Origin of the sequence: Brevundimonas sp. SPF441 (assembly GCF_009661015.1) — a bacterium.
In the GTDB taxonomy this organism is placed as follows: Bacteria; Pseudomonadota; Alphaproteobacteria; order Caulobacterales; family Caulobacteraceae; genus Brevundimonas; species Brevundimonas vesicularis.
Map to the genome: position 1 here is coordinate 202,046 of NZ_WJWX01000003.1, position 17,739 is coordinate 219,784.

The 17,739-nt window shown below is 65.9% G+C and carries 12 protein-coding genes; 5 read left to right on the forward strand and 7 right to left on the reverse strand.

Annotated features, from left to right (window positions below):
• Positions 1 to 13: 13 nt before the first annotated feature.
• Both GGC30_RS03875 and GGC30_RS03880 read right to left on the reverse strand, forming a co-directional pair.
• Positions 14 to 2,539 (reverse strand): glycoside hydrolase family 3 N-terminal domain-containing protein, encoded by a 2,526-nt coding sequence (locus tag GGC30_RS03875; protein WP_153922784.1) that lies wholly within the window; start codon positions 2,537 to 2,539, stop codon positions 14 to 16.
• A gap of 153 nt (positions 2,540 to 2,692) precedes the next feature.
• A complete protein-coding gene (locus GGC30_RS03880) occupies positions 2,693 to 3,736 on the reverse strand; it encodes a LacI family DNA-binding transcriptional regulator (protein ID WP_370451864.1) in 1,044 nt (347 codons plus the stop codon).
• Positions 3,737 to 3,873: 137 nt separating this feature from the next.
• On the opposite strand from GGC30_RS03880, the gene GGC30_RS03885 reads away from it, so the two are divergent.
• Complete coding sequence (locus GGC30_RS03885) at positions 3,874 to 5,400, forward strand: tryptophan halogenase family protein (RefSeq protein ID WP_153922786.1); 1,527 nt, start codon at positions 3,874 to 3,876, stop codon at positions 5,398 to 5,400.
• The gene (locus GGC30_RS03890) at positions 5,397 to 6,803 is read left to right on the forward strand and encodes a tryptophan 7-halogenase (protein ID WP_153922787.1); all 1,407 of its coding nucleotides are present in this window, start codon (positions 5,397 to 5,399) and stop codon (positions 6,801 to 6,803) included. Before GGC30_RS03885 ends, GGC30_RS03890 begins: the two co-directional genes overlap by 4 nt.
• 65 nt (positions 6,804 to 6,868) lie before the next feature.
• On the opposite strand, the gene GGC30_RS03895 is transcribed toward GGC30_RS03890, so the two are convergent.
• The 4 genes from GGC30_RS03895 to GGC30_RS03910 form a co-directional block, all read right to left on the reverse strand.
• On the reverse strand, positions 6,869 to 9,952 hold the full coding sequence (locus GGC30_RS03895) for a TonB-dependent receptor (protein ID WP_153922788.1): 3,084 nt from the start codon (positions 9,950 to 9,952) through the stop codon (positions 6,869 to 6,871).
• A gap of 225 nt (positions 9,953 to 10,177) precedes the next feature.
• Positions 10,178 to 11,686, reverse strand: coding sequence for a tryptophan halogenase family protein (locus GGC30_RS03900; RefSeq protein WP_153922789.1), 1,509 nt, complete (start codon positions 11,684 to 11,686; stop codon positions 10,178 to 10,180).
• Positions 11,687 to 11,776: 90 nt separating this feature from the next.
• Complete coding sequence (locus GGC30_RS03905; protein WP_153922790.1) at positions 11,777 to 12,478, reverse strand: hfsB; 702 nt, start codon at positions 12,476 to 12,478, stop codon at positions 11,777 to 11,779.
• A gap of 47 nt (positions 12,479 to 12,525) precedes the next feature.
• Positions 12,526 to 13,965 (reverse strand): chain-length determining protein, encoded by a 1,440-nt coding sequence (locus GGC30_RS03910; protein ID WP_153922791.1) that lies wholly within the window; start codon positions 13,963 to 13,965, stop codon positions 12,526 to 12,528.
• 121 nt (positions 13,966 to 14,086) lie between these two features.
• Between GGC30_RS03910 and GGC30_RS03915 the strand changes: the two genes are divergently transcribed.
• A complete protein-coding gene (locus GGC30_RS03915) occupies positions 14,087 to 14,836 on the forward strand; it encodes a polysaccharide biosynthesis/export family protein (RefSeq protein WP_153922792.1) in 750 nt (249 codons plus the stop codon).
• An 8-nt stretch (positions 14,837 to 14,844) separates the two neighbouring features.
• Here the strand turns inward: GGC30_RS03915 and GGC30_RS03920 are convergent, their stop codons facing one another.
• Positions 14,845 to 15,150, reverse strand: coding sequence for a sel1 repeat family protein (locus GGC30_RS03920; RefSeq protein ID WP_153922793.1), 306 nt, complete (start codon positions 15,148 to 15,150; stop codon positions 14,845 to 14,847).
• 316 nt (positions 15,151 to 15,466) lie between these two features.
• On the opposite strand from GGC30_RS03920, the gene GGC30_RS03925 reads away from it, so the two are divergent.
• Together GGC30_RS03925 and GGC30_RS16460 are read left to right on the forward strand one after the other, a co-directional pair.
• Positions 15,467 to 16,051 (forward strand): RcnB family protein, encoded by a 585-nt coding sequence (locus GGC30_RS03925; RefSeq protein ID WP_055753440.1) that lies wholly within the window; start codon positions 15,467 to 15,469, stop codon positions 16,049 to 16,051.
• A gap of 162 nt (positions 16,052 to 16,213) precedes the next feature.
• Entirely contained in the window at positions 16,214 to 17,248 is a 1,035-nt protein-coding gene (locus GGC30_RS16460) for an RcnB family protein (RefSeq protein WP_228763567.1), read from the forward strand.
• Positions 17,249 to 17,739: the final 491 nt, after the last annotated feature.

Below are 17,739 nucleotides of genomic sequence, written 5' to 3' on the forward strand. Positions count from 1 at the left end.
GGCGAGCGCCAGCCTACTGCGTCGGACAGACGGCGTCGCCCTCGTTCGACGCCAACCGGATATCCTCGACCGTGACCGCAAAGTCGGCGTTGGTGCGCAGGCCCCAGGGTTGATCGACGGCGGCGATGTCGGCGCCGCGGTCGCGCAGGCACGACAGCCGCACCTTCAGCGTGCGCCATTCGCCGACGGGCGCTGTGGCGATCAGGCTGGAGATATCGACCGAACCGGCGCCGAGCGTCAGGAAGACGGGCCCCTTGGCGCGGGCGTCCACGCGGTAGCGGAAGGCGATGGCCATCTCGCCGTTCGACTGGCGAGTCAGATCGACTGGCTGCGCCACGATCATCGCCTGGCCGCCGCCTTGCGAGAAGATCAGGGCGCGGGCCGACTCCTGGCCTGCGCCGTCGGTGGCGCGTGCCGACACGCCGCCGCGCGGGCTGGCGCCGCTCTTTTCAGCGCCGAGGCGGAAGTCTCCTCCCGCATCGCGCAGCATCAGCGACCACGGGGCGACGAAGCGACCGTCGACGAAATAGCGATCCAGGCTGCCGCCCGCGTGGGCGACGCCGCTGTCTTCCGACAGCAGGCCGACGCGGGCGTTGCGCGCATAGGTCAGGCCGTAGCCATAGGCGAACTGCGGGTCATAGCCGGGCTGGCCGACGTTCAGGGGTTCGCCCTTGGCGGTCTTGGGCCAGCTGAAGGACAGGGTTCCTGTGAAGTCGTTGCGCGGCTTGCCCGCCGCATCGCCGATCAGCACATCGGCGATCCCGCCGCCTTCCGTACCCGGCAGCCAGGCGGCGACGAAGGCGTCGGATTGGTTGATCTCGGGATTGGTCCACATCGGACGGCCCGACAGGAAGACCGACACCGTCGGAATGCCCGCCGCCTTCAGCCGCTTCAACGTCTCAAACGGGCCGGTGGGCACGAAGTCCAGCGTGTCCACATCGCCCTGGAACTCGGCGTACGGGGTTTCGCCGAAGACGACGATGGCCACGTCGGGCTTCTGGGTGAAGGACCCGTCGGCGCTGAGAGTCGCCTGACCGCCGCCGGCGGCGACCGCCTCCTTGATGCCGCTCCAGATCGACTGACCGTTGGGGAAGTCGGCGTTCGAATTGCCCGTGCCCTGCCATGTCAGGGTCCAGCCGCCCGAGGCCTGGCCGATGTCGTCAGCGTGACCGGCGACCAGCACCCGCGCGCCCGAGCGGATCGGCAGGACCGAGCCCTCGTTCTTCAGCAGCACCAGCGACTTGCGCACCGCCTCACGCGCCAGGGCGCGGTGAGCGGGCGAGCCCAGTTCGTTCAGACGCCCCTCGACCGGGCGGCTGTCGTTGAACAGGCCGGTCTTGACCTTGACGCGCAAGATGCGGCGCACCGCCTCGTCCAGGCGCGCCATCCGGATTTCGCCCGACTTCACTTGGGCCAGGGTCGAGGCGTAGAGCGGCTTCCAGCTGTCGGGCGCCATGAACATGTCGATGCCGGCGTTGAAGGCCAGGGCGCAGCTTTCGTTCGAACAGCCCGGCAGTTGGCCATGGGCGTTCCAATCCGACACCACGAAGCCGTGGAAGCCCAGCGGGCCGCGCAGCACGTCGGTCAGAATGGTCTCGTTGCCCGAATGTTTGACGCCGTTCCAGCTGGAGAAGCTGGCCATGATCGACAGCACGCCGGCGTCGATGGCCTGGGGATAGCCGGACAGATGGGTGCGGATCATCTCCTGTTCGGACCCGGCGAAGTCGCCTTGGTCCTTGCCGCGCGTGGTGCCGCCGTCGGCCAGGAAGTGTTTCGCAGAGCCGGCGATGTGGCCCGCCGCCAACGGACGATCGGCCGACAGCGCGCCTTGCAGGCCGAGCGTCATCGGACCGGCGTAGCTTTTGGCGACCTCGGGGTTCTCGGCATAGCCTTCATACGTCCGGCCCCAGCGGTCGTCCTGGGGCACGGCCAGGGTCGGGCCGAAGGTCCAGTCGGCGCCGGTCACCGCGACTTCCAGCGCCGTCGCTTCGCCGATGCGGCGGATCAGGTCGGGATCGCGCGCGGTGCCCAGGCCGATGTTGTGCGGAAAGATAGTGGCGCCGACGATGTTGTTGTGCCCGTGCACCGCGTCAATGCCGTAGATCAGCGGCACCTTGGCGCCTGGCCGCTGGGCCGCCGCTGCGCGGAAGGCCTGGGCCAGTTCCACCCACTTGTCGGCCGCGGCGCGCTCGTCGCCGCCCGGCGAGGAGTTGCCACCCGCCAGGATTGAGCCCAGCGGATAGGTCAGCAGGTCCTCAGGCTTGATCGAGCCGATGTCGGCCTGGATCGTCTGACCGACCTTCTCCTCCAGCGTCATCCGGCTCATCAGTTCGGTGACGAAGGCTTCCGTCGCCGCATCCGTCATCGCCGCCGGTGAGGCCGCGCGAGGCCAAAGCGTCGAATGGGCGCGCGTGGCGTCAGTGACGATGGAGGCTTGGGGCGTCACGGCCTGAACGGGAACGGCCCGAGCCATGCCGGGGTCGATGGCGCAGGCGCTCGACATGAGGGTGATCACCAGGGCGGTGGCGGCCATGCGCATGGAGGGAGACCTGATCGTTGCGGCCGCCACGCCGCCCAAGCCAACCCCGGAGACGCGCCTTCAGGCCGATATGGATGTCCGAAACAGCCCCGGACAAAATCCACTGTGCCAAACGTCTGACAGCGCTGTCAACAGCTGCCTGAGCTTGCCCTTTCAATGCTCGATGCGAGCCGTGGACTGGCGCGCGATCAGATCATGCGGAACGATGACACGCGCGGCGGCGTCGCCGTCCAAGAGACGACGAAGAGGCGGAATGAGGCGTTGCGCGGCGGCGGCAGCCATCTCCGCTACCGGCTGACGGATGGTGCTTAAGTCCGGCGTGCTGAAACCCGCGCCGGGCGAATCGTCGAAACCGGCCACCGACAGGTCGCCGGGCACCGACAGCCCCAGCCTCGCCGCACATTGCAGGACGCCAAGGGCCGTATCGTCGTTACTGGCGAAGATCGCAGTGATGTCGGGCGAGGTCTCGTGCAGTTTCTCCATCGCCAGCGCCCCGGAGTTGAAGGTGAAGTCGCCCTCCACCACCCAAGCTGGCGCCACATCCAGGCCAGCCTCGGCCATGGCGTCACTGTAACCGGCCAGACGGCGCCGGCTGGCGCCATAGGCGACAGGCCCGGTGACGAAGGCGATCCGCGTGTGCCCTAGGTCGATAAGATGACGTGTCATCTCCAATGCGGCGCGCCGTTCGTCCATCTCGATGCAGAAGCCCCGATCAAACGCCGCTTCCGGTCCGATGCGGGCATAGGGCGTGCCCGCCGCGTCGAGGGCGTCCATCACCGCCGTATTGTCCGAGTTCGGCGGGGTCAGAATGACGCCCTCGGGCCGGATGGAGTTCAAGAGCGCCATCAGATCGCGTTCAAGATCGGCCGAGTTGTGATCCACCAACTCGATCATCAGATGGTAATCGACCTGGCGCGCCTCCATCAGGGCGCCGAACTCCAGACGCCCCAGATAGTCGCTGCCGCGCCCGCTCTTCCAGTGTTCGATGGTCAGATCCGCGTCCACCAAGACCGCGATCAACGACGACGACGCCCCCGCCAGACTACGCGCCGACAGGCTGCGCCGATAACCCAGAGACGCAGCCGCCTCCTCCACCTTGGTTCGCAGCGTGGGGCTGACGTTCGGCTCGTTGTTGAGCACGCGCGACACGGACTTGATGGACACGCCCGCCTTCGCGGCCACGTCATAGATCGTCACCGTCGCCAAAATCCGTCCCCCTGAACGTCGCTCAGATCGCTTCTAACATCCCCGTTCGAAAAGGCGATGCCGACACAGCTTATGGTCAGGCTTGTCCATCGCTGTCATGCCGAAAAATGGTCTGCTAGACAGACGGCATGATGATCCAAAACGATGCCGGACCGATCCGAAAAATCGTCATTCTGGGCGGAGGAACCGCCGGCTGGATGACGGCCGCCGCCCTCTCTCATCGTTTGGCGGGCAGCCCCGTGTCGATTGCACTGGTCGAGTCCGACGAGATCGGCATCGTTGGCGTGGGCGAGGCCACCCTGCCCCACATCCGCGCCTTCAACACGGCCATGGGCATCGACGAACAGACGTTGATTGACCTGACGCAGGCGACCTTCAAACTGGGCATCCAGTTCGTGGACTGGGGGCGACCCGGCGACAGCTATATCCATCCCTTCGGCGCCTATGGCGAGCCGATCGAGGGGATCGATTTCCACCATGTCTGGGCCGCACGCCGCGCCATGGGCGACGCCACCGACATCAGCGACTACAGCTATCCAGTCAGGGCGGCCGAGGCGAACCGCTTCCAGCGGCCGGTTTCCGACCCCGGCTCCATGCTGTCCACCTTTAGTTACGCCTTTCAGTTCGACGCGAGTCTCTACGCCGCCTTCCTGCGCCAAGTGTCGTGCGGGCGCGGCGTGGTCCGCACCGAAGGGAAGGTCGTCGATCATGTCCTGAATGGCGCGACCGGCGATGTCGACGCCATCGTCCTGTCGGACGGGCGACGCGTCACGGGCGATCTGTTCGTCGACTGCTCGGGCTTTCGCGGTCGGCTGATCAATCAGGCGCTGGAGACGACGTTCGAGGACTGGAGCCATTGGCTGCCCTGCGACAGCGCCTTCGCCGTGCCGTGCCAGACGACGGCGCCGGTTGGTCCCTATACCCGCGCAACGGCCCGTGCGGCGGGGTGGCAATGGCGCATTCCGCTGCAACATCGCGCCGGGAACGGCCACGTCTTCTCATCGGCTCACATTTCGGACGAGGACGCCGTGGAGACCCTGATGTCCAATCTGGAAGGTCCGGCGCTGGCCGAGCCGCGTCGGTTGAGCTTCAAGACCGGGCGACGGCACAAACTGTGGAGCCGAAACGTTGTCGCGATCGGTCTGTCCGGCGGCTTCCTTGAGCCGCTGGAGTCCACCAGCATCTACCTGATCCAGTTGGGCATCACGACCTTGCTGGATCTGTTTCCCGACAGGGTCGGGATGGCGGCGGACGCCCAAGAATACAATCGGATCATGGCGCTGGAGTTCGACCGGATTCGTGACTTCCTCGTCCTGCACTATGTCGCCAACCAGCGTGACGAGCCGTTCTGGCGCGAGATGCGAACCATGGCCTGGCCCGACAGTCTGTCGGCCAAGGTCGAGGCCTTCAAGTCGCGCGGCCTGCTGCCCGACTACGACATCGGCGTCTTCCTGCCGCCCAGCTGGCTCGCCGTGCTGGTGGGGCAGAACATCGTCCCGAACGCCTGGGATCCGCGTGTCGATCGGCTGGAACCGCAAGCCCTATCCGCCAAGCTGGGGTGCCTGAGCGACGACGTCCGATCGACCGTCGATCGAACGCCCGATCACATGACCTTCATCCGCCAGGCGGGCCAGCGCGCTGGGGGCGTCCGATGAGCGGGTCAGACAAGGCTTGGGTCATTCGAGGCGGCGGACTGGCGGCCTGGGCGGCGGCCGCCCTGTTGGCCAAGACGCTGCCGTCCGGTCATTCGGTCCTGATCGAAGACGCCGCTCCTCCCGCGCTTGGTGAAGAGCCCGAGGTCGTGATCGCCGATCCAGACGGTGTGCTCGTCCAGTTGTCTGACGGCGCCGACCTGTTGGCTCGGGGCCACGGCGGTTTCTTCCTCGGCTCGCTGCTGCGAAACTGGCGCGACGGGCGAGACATCGCCGTCGTCGAGCAGGAGCCGCTGCCTGGGATCGATGGGGTCGCGTTGGCGGATGTGGTGCTGCGCGCCGCCCGTCAATCTCCTGACGCCCCCGACTATGCCACTCTTCTGGCGCCGCTGCAGTTTCAGGCGCGCGTGATGGCGGCCGGTCGTTACGCCCATCCCAGCCCGGATCGGCAATCGCCCCGCTCTCTTCTTCGTCCCAGACTGATGCTGGACGCGCGCGTTCTGACGGCGCGACTGCGGGACATCGCCCTGCGCGCCGGCGTGCGGGAGGCGTCTGACGACGTCGGTGAGGTCAAGGCTTTCATGACCTTGGAAACGCGAGCGAACGGAGTTTTCAGCGGCGACGGCGACTGGACCGCGCGCCTGGGCTACGACCGCTGTCTGACCGTGCGCTTCGCGGGTGGAGATCACGCGCCGCGTCTGGATATGGCCAATCTGGAAGAAGGGCTGGCCAGCCGTAGCCCCCTGCCCGGCGGCGGCTTCGCTAGTCTGGCCTACGCCGCAGATCGCGCGACCGCTGACGTAGCGAAGGCGGCGCTGGCGGCCTGGTTGGGCGGCGTTGATGTCGCCGCCCTGTCGGACGTCGCCCTCGCCCCCGGCCTGGATACGCATCCCTGGAGCGGCCGTCGTCTTGCTCTTGGTCCGGCGGCGGCGCGCTTTGGCGACGCCTTGGGCCTAGATAGCGCCGCGCTGGAGCGACAGCTGACACAACTGGTCTTATCGCTGCCGGGCGCGTCCGCGCAGATTCCAGCCTGCGCCGAGGCTTATAATGATGCCGTCGTTCGCGACATCACGCACCGCGCGGACCGACTCCATTTGATCCTTCTGTGCGGATCGCAAGGCCAACGACTAGCCTCGGCTGGCGACGACCTGGCGCGTCGCATCGCTCAGTTCACGTCTCGCAACGCCGGTGTCGGCCTGGATGGCGATCCCTACGACGCACAGCACTGGACCATGCTGATGGCCGGCCTTGGCCTGACGCCGCGCCGTTACGACATCCAGGCCGACCGTCTGGACATCAAGAGCGCAACGGCTTCATTGGGGCGAATGGTCATAGCTTTCGACCAGACCTTGGCCGCCCTGCCCGCCCATTCTCAGTTCATCGAACGGCTGCGCGAAGGCGGCTGATCCAGAAAGAAAAAAAGGGGCGTCGATCAGATCGACGCCCCAAGTCTTCGCTCAGAGAAGAAGTTTTAGAAGGTGTAGCGCAGGCTGAACGTCACGCGACGGTCACTGCGGAAGTAGGACCGCGGGGCTAGCGGGCCTGCCTGGTTCGCGCCGTTCAGGTTATAGGACGTCTGCTGCTGCGTGACGGTGACCTCGTCCAGCAGGTTGGCGCCATACAGACCGATCTTCCAGTTGTCGTTCAGAGTGTAGAAGATCGAACCGTCAAGCTGACCCGTCGAGTCGTTGAAGATCGGCGAGAACGGATTCACGTCGTCGCGCGGCGTCAGCAGGAAGCCGTTGCGCCAGTTGTAGGCCAGACGCGCCGAAAGACGATCCCGCTCGTAGAAGACCGAGAAGTTGTAGGTGTGCTTCGAAAGCTGCTGCAACGGCAGTTCCAGACCCACATAGCGCGGCTCGGTCACGGCGTTGGGGAAGGTCGAAGGCTCGACGTAGGTGTAGTTCGCCTCGATACCCAGCCCGCTCCACAGGCCTGGCAGGAAGCTGTAGGTCTGCTGGTAGCCGACCTCGAAGCCCTTGATCCAGCCGGAGCCGATATTGACCTGCTGGTTGACCTGAACGTCGGTCGAGACGCCCTGCGCGTTGCTGAATTGCTGGACCGTAGAGCCGCTGGCCAGGATGTCCGACAGGTCCTTGTAGAAGGCGTTGAGGGTCAGCGAGCTTCCCGGCTTGAAATACCATTCCACGCCTAGGTCGTAGTTCCACGCGCGGACGCCCGTCAGCTGCGATCCACCGGTGTAGGTGGTCAGCAACGGGGCGGTGTTGACGTCGCCGCCGTTGTCACGGACTTGGTTCATGTCGGTGTAGAACAGGGTAGCGGCGAAGGCCGTCACGCCGAAGTCCGGCCGCGTCATGGCGCGCGACACGGCCCCGCGGAACACCCATTCCTTGTACTTCAGATTGACGTTCAGGCTGGGCAGCCAGTCGTCATAGCTGTTGCCGCGCTCGACCTCTTGGAAGCTGCCGTCGCTGAAGGCGACCAACTGGTTCAGACGGTCGTTCGACAGCAGGCAATAGCCCGGCGCCGACTGCCCCGGCTGGATGGTCGAGCAACGGAACTGCGCAATCGCCGCCGCATTGGCCTGGGTCACCGGAATGTTCTGACCCGGGAAGCGCGGATCGTTGCCGTTCGCATCACCGAAGTTCTGCGCGATGTTGGGGCTGGAGATGAAGCCGCGCGTCTGGAAGTCGGTCTTGGCGTAGCGGACACCAAGGTTGCCGGTGATGGCGGTGTCCGGGCCGAAGATGTCATCCCGACCGAAGTCGAACCGGACATAGGCCGAGGTGGTCTGTTCCGCTGAGTTGTTGATGTCGCCCGGCAGGAAGGGCGTGCCGGCGATGGCTCCGGGACGCTGATCAAGCGGACGCCAGGTCGAGCCCGAGCTGCTCGCCGCAGCCAAGGCCGCCTGCAGCGTGCCGTCCCGATAGGCCGCGATCAGATCGGCTGTCGGATAGAAGCCGTTCATCGGCGTCGGATTGTGACCGCGCTGGAAGTTGGGGAAATCATACGCTTCGACGGCGAGCGGACCTGTGGTCTGGAACGGCGTGACGCCGCCGGCCCAGCTCTCTGAAATCGCACCCCAGTTATAGGCGGTATAGCGACGCGTCTGTTCGCGGTCCGAATAGCGCGCGCCCATGCGAATGGCGCGCAGCGGCGAGTTGTCGAAGTCGTATTTGATGTCCGCCTTGAACGCGGTCTGATCGCCGTCGGACTGCTCGATGTGGTCCATCGCCGAACGATAGTAGAAGTTCGACGGGTCGTTTGTGCTGGCCGAAGGCTGGCCCGACGCGTCCACGAACTGGATGTCCGGTACGCCGTGACGCCCTTCGCCGATCAAGGTGTAGAGCGGTGTGATGGCGCCATAGACGCTCATGTCCAGATCGTCGGCGCTGGCCTTGCTGTATTGCGCATCCAGCCAGATCGACAGGCGATCGGTCGGATGGAACTCGGCGGCCAGAGAGAAGTCTTCGGTCAGGGTTTGCAGATCGCGCTGACGCTTGGGCAGAACCTGCAGGTTCGGCGCATTGCTGACCAGCAGCCCGCTCGTGAAGACGCCGTTGGAATCATAGGTGAACGACTGGCCCGGCAAGGGAGTCGGATTGCCGCCGCTGCCCAGATCGACCTCGACCACGCGCTCGCCCCAGGCCGAGGTCGAATCGGCACGGATGTATTCGCCAGTCAGCTTGGCGCGGCCGTCGGTGGATTCCCACTGCAGCGAACCATCCAGGGTCGAACGCGAACGGTCGAACTGCTGGGTCCGCACCGCACCACCGCGCGGGACGTATCGGCGATCCTCGCCGTTCGACAGATCGGATCGGTAGGTGAAGTCGGTGAGGTGGCTGCCGTAGGCTTCGGAATAGAGGTCGGATTCGCCATAGCTCAGCAGGGCGCCGAACGAACCGTACTGGGTGTCCCAGACGTTGCTGATCAGGGACGAGAAGCCCAGGCCCGGCTTTTTGCGCAGGTCGCCGTACGACCCTTCGGCCGTAGCGCCGAAGACGAACTTGCGGCTGTCGAACGCCTTGCGGGTGCGCAGATCGACGACCCCGGCGATGCCGCCTTCGATCCTGTCGGCCGTCGCATTCTTGAACACCTGCACGCTCGACAGCAGTTCCGGCGACACGTCGTTGAAGCCCAGGGCGCGACCCGTGTTCACGCTGAAGGCGTCGCGGCCGTTGAACTCCGAGCGGACGTAGCTCAGGCCGCGAATGATGACGTTGGAGCCTTCGACCGAGAAATGGTCGGGATCGGTCGGGCCCTGGAAGCGGTTGATGTTCACGCCGGGGATGCGTTGCAGCACTTCGTTGACCGACTTGTCCGGCAGGGCGCCGATGTCGTCGGCGGTCACGGCATCGACGAAGGTGTCGGAGTCGCGCTTGATCGCCTGCGAGGATGCGATCCGCGCGCGGATGCCGGTGACGACGACGTCGTCGACCTGCGCCGCATCGTCCGTGGCGGGGGTCGTGGTCTGGGGCGCTGGCGTCGATTGGGCGTGGGCGGCGGTTGCGCCGACTACGGCGACCGTCAACGCCAGGGCGGACACGGAACGGCGCAGCCCGCGAGCGGCGGGCGCATAGCCGGCTTGGAACATCTCTGACTTCACTTCTGATCCCCCCGAGGACGGTTCAGCCCGTCGCAATCGTTTCGGCAGCCTTGATCGACCGTCCACGAGCGTGTTGGACTACCGATTGACAGCGATGTCAACGCCTCTCGCCAAACTTGCCGCGTTTCGATGGGCGGGTTCAGAAGCGGTGCGCGCGCACCATTGCGACGGACGCCAGTCTGCTGACACGGCTTGCAGACGGCAGGCCCGGCCTCAAAACGCCTTACGATTCATCGTCGTCGTCAGGATGCCTTCGTGCGTCGGCAGGGCGTCGGCCGTGCGCCAGATGCTGTCTCGGATCGCCGACAGCCGGCCCAGATTGGCGTCATGATTGATGACGTCGGAAATCGGGTGACGCCCGTGCGGCGTCAGTCCCTGCCCCACCGCGACCGCCAGCCAGCTCGATTCGGAAAAGATGTCATGGTCACGCCTGACGATCCGACCCGTCTCCTCGAACAGGGCGATTTTAGCCGCCAGCCGGTCCGGGATCGGCATGTCGCGCGCCTGGCTCCAGAACGGTCCCGCTCGCTGATTGACCTTATAATGTAGTATCAGGAAGTCGCGGACCGTGACGAATTCCTCCTCCATCAGCGCGTTGAACTCACGGCGAAGGCCCTCGCTGTTTTTGTGCGACGGAAACAGGGTGATCAGCTTGGTGATGGCGCTTTGGATCAGGTGAATGCTGGTCGATTCAAGCGGCTCGAGAAATCCGCTCGACAGTCCGACCGCCACGCAGTTGCGCTTCCAGCAGTCTTTGCGCCTGCCCGTGGCGAACCGCAGGCGACGCGGCTCGGCCAGCGCCGCGCCCTCCAACCGCGACATCAGCGCGTCCTCGGCCTCCTGATGCGAGATGTGCGCCGAGGAATAGACGTAGCCGTTGCCCACCCGATGTTGCAGAGGGATGCGCCACTGCCATCCGGCTTCGCGCGCCGTCGATCGTGTGTAAGGGGACAACGCCCCCTCCCGCACACACGGGACGGCGACAGCGCTGTCACATGGAAGCCAGTTGCTCCAGTCCTCGTAGCCTGACTTCAACGCCTGCTCGACCAGAAGGCCGATGAAGCCGGTGCAATCGATGAAGAAGTCGCCTTCCATGATCCGGCCGTCGTCCAGCCTGACGCCAGCGATATCGCCATCCGCCCCCTGCTGGACCTCGACCACCCGCCCTTCGCGCCTGACGACCCCCAGCCCCTCCGCAAAGCGGCGCAGGAAGCCCGCATAGAGCGCCGCATCGAAATGATAGGCGTAGCCTAGGCTGGCCAGCGGCGACTGCGGCCCGCCCTGCGGATGCACGAAACGGCCACGGCGCGCGGCCTGCCAGGCCATAGAATAGGTTTCCAACGGCTCCGACCCGCCTTCGGCGCAGGCCTTCAGCCAGAAATGATGAAAGGCGATGCCTTCCATATCCAGCCCAAAGGCGCCGAAGGGATGGAAATAGCCCTCGCCCTCGCGTCGCCAGCCATCGAACTCGATCCCCAACTTGAAGGTGGCCTTGGTCTCACGCAGGAAGTCCGCCTCGTCGATCCCCAGGCGCGCGTTGAACTTCAGGATTTCAGGGATCGTCGCCTCGCCGACGCCGATTATGCCGATGGCCTCGGATTCGACCAGGGTCACGGTCTTGCCCGCGCCCTCGAACGCCTGCGCCAGCGCCGCCGCCGCCATCCACCCAGCAGTCCCACCGCCGACGATGACGATGCGATTTATGATTGAGCCGTCAGACAACGCCGATCTCCATCGAAAAAAGGGCGCTCCGACCCAACGTCGCCGATAGCGTCATTCTCACGCGGCGGCGAGATAGTAAGCGGATCGTCGTTAGCCCATCAGTCGCCGCAGGAACCCCGGCGCCTTGTAGGTCGAACGGTTCATGACCACGCCGGCGATCTTGCCGCCCACCGCCTCGATCTCGTCGCGCAGGATGACCGGGGCATGGGCGGCCGTGCTTTCGGCCGCGATCACCAAGACCGTCATGTCCACGAAGGGCGCCAGGATAATCGCCATGTCGTTGCGATCGGCGGCGGGCGCGTCGATCACGATCGTGTCGGCGTGGGGCCGCAGCGCCTCCCAGTAGCGGGGCTCTCCGACCGCCTCGACCCGGTGCGCGGACCGCAGCGCCTCCATGTGGAAATGCGTGACCCACAGCCGACCGCCCAGGCACGACCGCGCCGTCAGCAGTCGCGAATCCGGCACCGGCTTGCCATCGCGCCCGGTCACGCGCGGCGTCACGGCGTAGAAGCTTGAGCCGTCGGGCGAGCCTTGCGCGGCCTTGCCGACCTGACCGAAACGATCCGGCTCAGCCGACACCGTCTCCAACTGTCCCTGTTGCGCCAGATCGCCGTCGATCAGCCAGACGGGCTTGCGCGCCCGCACCGCCGCCAGACGCGCGAACTCGCGCGCCACGGTCGAGACGCCCTCGCCGGTCGCAGCGGAAGCGAACTGGATAACGCGCGCGCGGTGCGCCGGCGCCGGTCCCAGCGCCGCCCAAAGGCCCGCCATTTCTGAAGTCAGGTCGACCATCGAATCGCCAAGGCGCTCCCTAAGCCCTCAGCCTAGCACGAGTTTCGCTAGGCCGCCTTGGCCGGCGCGACGGCCAGGACCGGCATGTCCAGGGTGCGGCTGACCGAGGCCGGCGTTGTGAAGCCGCGCCGTGTGAACACCCGCAACAGGCCGACGCACAGGGCGGTGAAACCCGCGAACAGGAAGACCGCCGCCAGCAGCGGGATCTTCAGGCTCTTGCCCGTCGCCGGCGGCTGGGCGCGTTCGATGACGGTGACGTTGTCGGCGCCGGCGGCGACCAGGGCGTTATCGGCGCGGCTCTGCGTCTCGCGCTGCTGGAACTCTCGGATCGAGGCGCTCAGCACTTCGCGATTGCCGGCCAAAGTCGTGTTCTCGGATTCCAGCGCCGTCAGCCGCGCCTGCCGCGAACGGATATCGGCCAACTGCCGGTCCAGGACCGCCAGACGCGCCGCCAGCGAGTCGCGCTCGGCCCTAGTGTTGATCCGCGTGGTTTCCAGCTCGGTCCAGACAGGGTTCGGCCCGGTGCGGACCTCCTTGGCCCCGACGGCCGTGCCGGTCGCGACATAGGCTTGCAGTTGATTGATCCGCGCCTCGATGTCCTTCACCGGCTGGGCGTCGGGCTGGTAGCGCGACAACAGCTGCTCGCGTTCGGTGCGCAGTTGCAGCACCTGGTCCTGGGCCGAGATGTTCAGATCCTGTTGCAGCGCCACCTCCGCCGGTGTTCTCGCCTGCTGCGCCACCAGGGTGTTCAGGCGCTGGGCGGTCTGGTTCAGCTGGCTTTGCGTCGACATCCGATCGGTGAAGACCGTCTGATAGGTCGCCGCCAGCGTCGCCTTGGCCGCCGTAAAGTCGCCGATGTCGTTGGACGCGAGGAAGGCCTCATAAGCCCGGTCGGCATTGCCGAGTTCATCCTCGAAGGCGATACGCTGGCTGGCGATGGCCGGCGTCTTGTCCTGGAAGACTTCGCGGCGATAGATCAGATATTGCTCGATGATCGTGTTCAGGACCCGAGCCGCCCGTTCGGGATCGTCGGCCTTGTAGGTCAGGTGGATGACCGCGCTGCCCGGCGCCGTGGCGACGCCCAAGCCGCCGCCGACGGCCTTCAGCGCGGCGGACCGCGCAGCCTGCGGACTGCCCTTGGGCTGCTCGCCCAGGATGGCGGCGGGACCCAGGGCCTCGACCACCTTCTGGCGCACGGCGCTGGAGCCCAGGATGGCGGCTTCGGAGTTGGCGACCTCGTCGCCCTGCGGCGCCTGGCCCCGCTCAGCCGTGCCGACGCGCGGCTGATAGACGTATTCCTGCCCCACGCCTGCGAACACTGAGCCGGTGGCGGTGTAGCTCTTCTTCAAGGTCATGGCGGCGGCGAACCCCAGCCCCAGGATCACCACGAAGACGACGATCATCAGCAGCAGTTCGCGGAACAACAGGCCGATCACGTCCAGAACGCCGTAGCGCGGCCTTGTGGTGACGTGGGCGGTGGAGCGCATCGGGCGGGCCGAATCCCTTGAAAGGCGTGTGGTCCTCACCCTTCGCCCACCGGCGTTAACCGATGATTACCCATAACCGGCGAGGTTGGCTGACATCCCTCGTCGAGGCCGACCGATTCCCATGCTGACCGATCGCCGCCTGTTTCTGCTGACCCTGGGTTCAGCCTCCATCGCCGCGTCGCTGGCGGCCTGCGGCGCGGCCGGCGGCGTTGGCGATCCACGGCGCGCCGACCGGTCGCCTTACGACGAGCTCGCCGGCCTGCCCTTCGCCCCCTGGACGGACCAGGAGCCGGAATATCTGCTGTACCCCGGCGACGAGATCGAGGTGGCGACGCCGACGGCCTCGGAGCTGACGCGCACGCTCAAGGTCGGTCCCGATGGTCGCATCGCCCTGCCCCTGATCGGATCGGTCATGGCGGCGGATCGCACCCTGCCCCAGCTTCAGCAGGTCGTCTCGGCGGCCTATGCGTCCCAACTGGTGCGCCCTGTCGTCGAGGTCACCCTTCGCCAGGCCGGGCCGATCCGGGTCTGGGTCGACGGCGAGGTGCGCAACCCGGGCGTCTTCGAAATGATCGGCGATCTGGACGCCTATCAGGCGGTGATCCAGGCCGGCGGGTTCGCCCCGACGTCGCGTCAGGACAGCGTGGCCCTGATCCGTCGCGGTCCGGGTGGATCGCGCATGATGCGCGTGGTGGACCTGCGTCCGCGTCGCGGCGAGGTCGTGCCGTTGCGGCGTGGCGACATCGTCTTCGTGCCGCGTTCGACGCTGGGCGAACTGGCGGCCTTCTTCACCCAGGTGCGCGCCGCCCTGCCCATCGGCTTCAGCTATTCGATTAATGGATCAAACGGCAACGGCTACGCCCAGTTCTAGATGGTCGTTTAGGCGACCAGCTGAACGACGCCTTGGTCGATGTAGCGACGCGCGGCCTTCTGGGCCTCGGCGATCTCCTCGCGTTCCATCTCCAGGCTCATCTCGCGGCGATAGACGCGCGCCTCGATCGAACCCTTCATGGCCGCCAGGTTGAAGATCATGTGGGCCGACACCCGGTCCATCGGGCAACCGCCCGATCCGGCCGAATACATCATGCCCAGTTTGAACAGGTCGTCGCCGGACATGTCCGGGGTCGGCAGGGGCAGACCGTCGTCGTTGGCCTGCAGGTCGTGCGCCATTTCTTGCGCGTTCATCACCGTATCTCCTCAACGGGCGCCCTTCTGGGCCCGCCTCTGAGACGCCATCAAATACCGGTGGTTTGAAGTTAAAGTTAACAGCGAAAGGCCTCGCGCGGACTTTTCAGTAAAGCAGAAATGAATACTTCCGACGCGATTCAGACCTAGGAAATCTCTGATAAATCTCTCGTTCACGCCTCACCGGCGCGGCCCACGCGCGCTCTCCAAACCTGACGGGATCGTTCAGCGGGCATTCAGGCGCGAAATCCGACCTTGCTCATCATTAACGGGTCGGATCGGCACATCCGTCGGCGGCCCAGAATGGAGCACGAAGATGAACCGCCTCACCAAGGCCGCCGTCGTCGCCCTCGCCCTGTCGACCACGGCCGTGCCGATGCTCGTTCAGGCCCAGGACCGCGACCGCCGCGAGTATCGTCAGGATCGCCGTGACGACCGCCGCGACTTCCGCCAGGAACGCCGTGAAGATCGCCGCGACTGGCGCGACGGTCGTTATGACAGCCGCCAAGACTATCGTCGTGATCGCCGCGACGACCGCCGCGACTATCGCGACGAACGCCGGGACGACCGTCGCGATTGGCGCAACGACCGCTGGGACCGCAACAACAGCAACTGGTGGCGCGGCCGTTCGGACTTCCGGGGCTACAACGGTCCGCGCTCGGGTTACTGGTATGCGCCCAGCTACGGCTATTACCGGGTCGAGCCGCGCTACAGCGGCTATCGCTGGCGCACTGGCGGCTATCTGCCAGCGCAGTATCGCAGCTACTACGTCCGCGACCCCTATGTTTACGGTCTTCGCGAAGCACCGCGCGGCTATCGCTACGTCCACGCCGGCAACGACATCCTGTTGATCGCCGTGGCCAGCGGCCTGATCGCCAGCGTCCTCTCGGGCGTCTATTAAGCCCCGTCATAACCGGACGATCGAACCCCGCAGGTGTTGCCTGCGGGGTTCTGCTTTTTTCGACAGCCCCTTGATTGCGAACAGTGTTCAGCCTGGGTTCATCGCCACGGATCGATGATCGCCTCAAGCTGCCGGAGACCCGGCGTGCAGGAACCAAAGACCATGAAACGCCTCCTGATGGCTTTCACCGCCATCGCCGCCGTCGCCGGCCCGCTTGCAGTTCCGATGCAAGCCCTCGCCCAGGAACAGGACCAGGCTCGGCAGGAACGGTCGCAGCGCGAAGGCCGCGCCCGCGGCATGAACCGGCCCGAGCGTCCGCAGATGGGTCGTGAAGACGGACCGCGCGAGCCTCGCCCCGAACGTCCCAGCCGACCCGCAAACGATACGCCCCGCCCCGAGCGCCCGTCGGGTGGCGAACGCCCCAATGCAGGCGGCCAACGTCCGGATCGTCCCGAAAGCGGCTGGAACCGGCCTGATCGCCCGAACACCGGCGGCCAGCGTCCGGACCGGCCCGAAGGCGGCTGGAACCGACCCGATCGTCCGAATACCGGCGGCCAGCGTCCCGACCGCCCCGAAGGCGGTTGGAACCGACCTGATCGTCCGAACACTGGCGGCCAGCGTCCAAACCGGCCCGAAGGCGGCTGGAACCGACCCGATCGTCCGAACACTGGCGACCATCGTCCCGACCGCCCCGAAGGCGGCTGGAACCGACCCGATCGGCCCGACCGCCCAAATGCTGGCGGTCAACGCCCCGACCGTCCTGGAAACGGCTGGAACCGTCCCGACCGTCCAGGCTCGGGGTGGAACAACGGTCGTGACCGCGACCGTCAGCACCGCGAGTTCCGCCAGCGCTTCAACGGCGATCAATGGCGGCGGGATTTCTATCGCAACCACCGCTCGGACTGGTGGCGCAATGATCGGCGCTTCAGGGGTTACAACGGCGTTCGCGTCGGCTTCTACTTCGCGCCGGGCTGGGGCTACTACAGTGTGCCGCGCTCCTATTGGGGTCGGTCGTGGTCGGTCGGTCAGTATCTGCCGGACGTCTTCTGGCGCTATCAGTTGAACGACTGGCGCACCTACGGTCTGGGCTATCCGCCCGAGGGCACACGCTGGGTCTCGGTCGATAACACCCTGTATCTGATCGACGAATACGACGGCTATATTATCGACGTCATCCGTGACGCCTGGCGCTGGTAACAGCCTGACGATTTTGCACTTCCGCCCGACGGCCCCGCGCCGTCGGGCTTTTTTATTGCTCCGCTTCGCTAAAGGATTGCGAACGGTGACCTTCCCGTGACCTTGTTCCGGTGCGACATCTTGTCATGCGTCATTGGATCGCCAGGTATTCGAAGCCCTCAGCTGCGCCACAAACGCCGTTCAGCCGAGATCAGCTTCAGCAATCAGCGCTTGAAACGACTTGAGACCCGCCGGACGAAAATCGGCCGCGATGCGCTCCGACGCTGGTCTTCGTCGCCATTCACGATGACGTCCGGAAGTTTTTCCGGATAGCGTTTCAACCGAAGGACATGTCCCGATGAAGATCGCACTGACCGCCCTGGCCGCCTCGATGCTGCTGGCCGGCGCCGCAACCGCCCAGCAAGCGCCCAGCGCGCCGCCGCCTCCGCCGCCCCCGCCGGTCGATCATCAGATTCCGCACCATCCGGCCCCGCCGCCGGTCGATCCCTCCG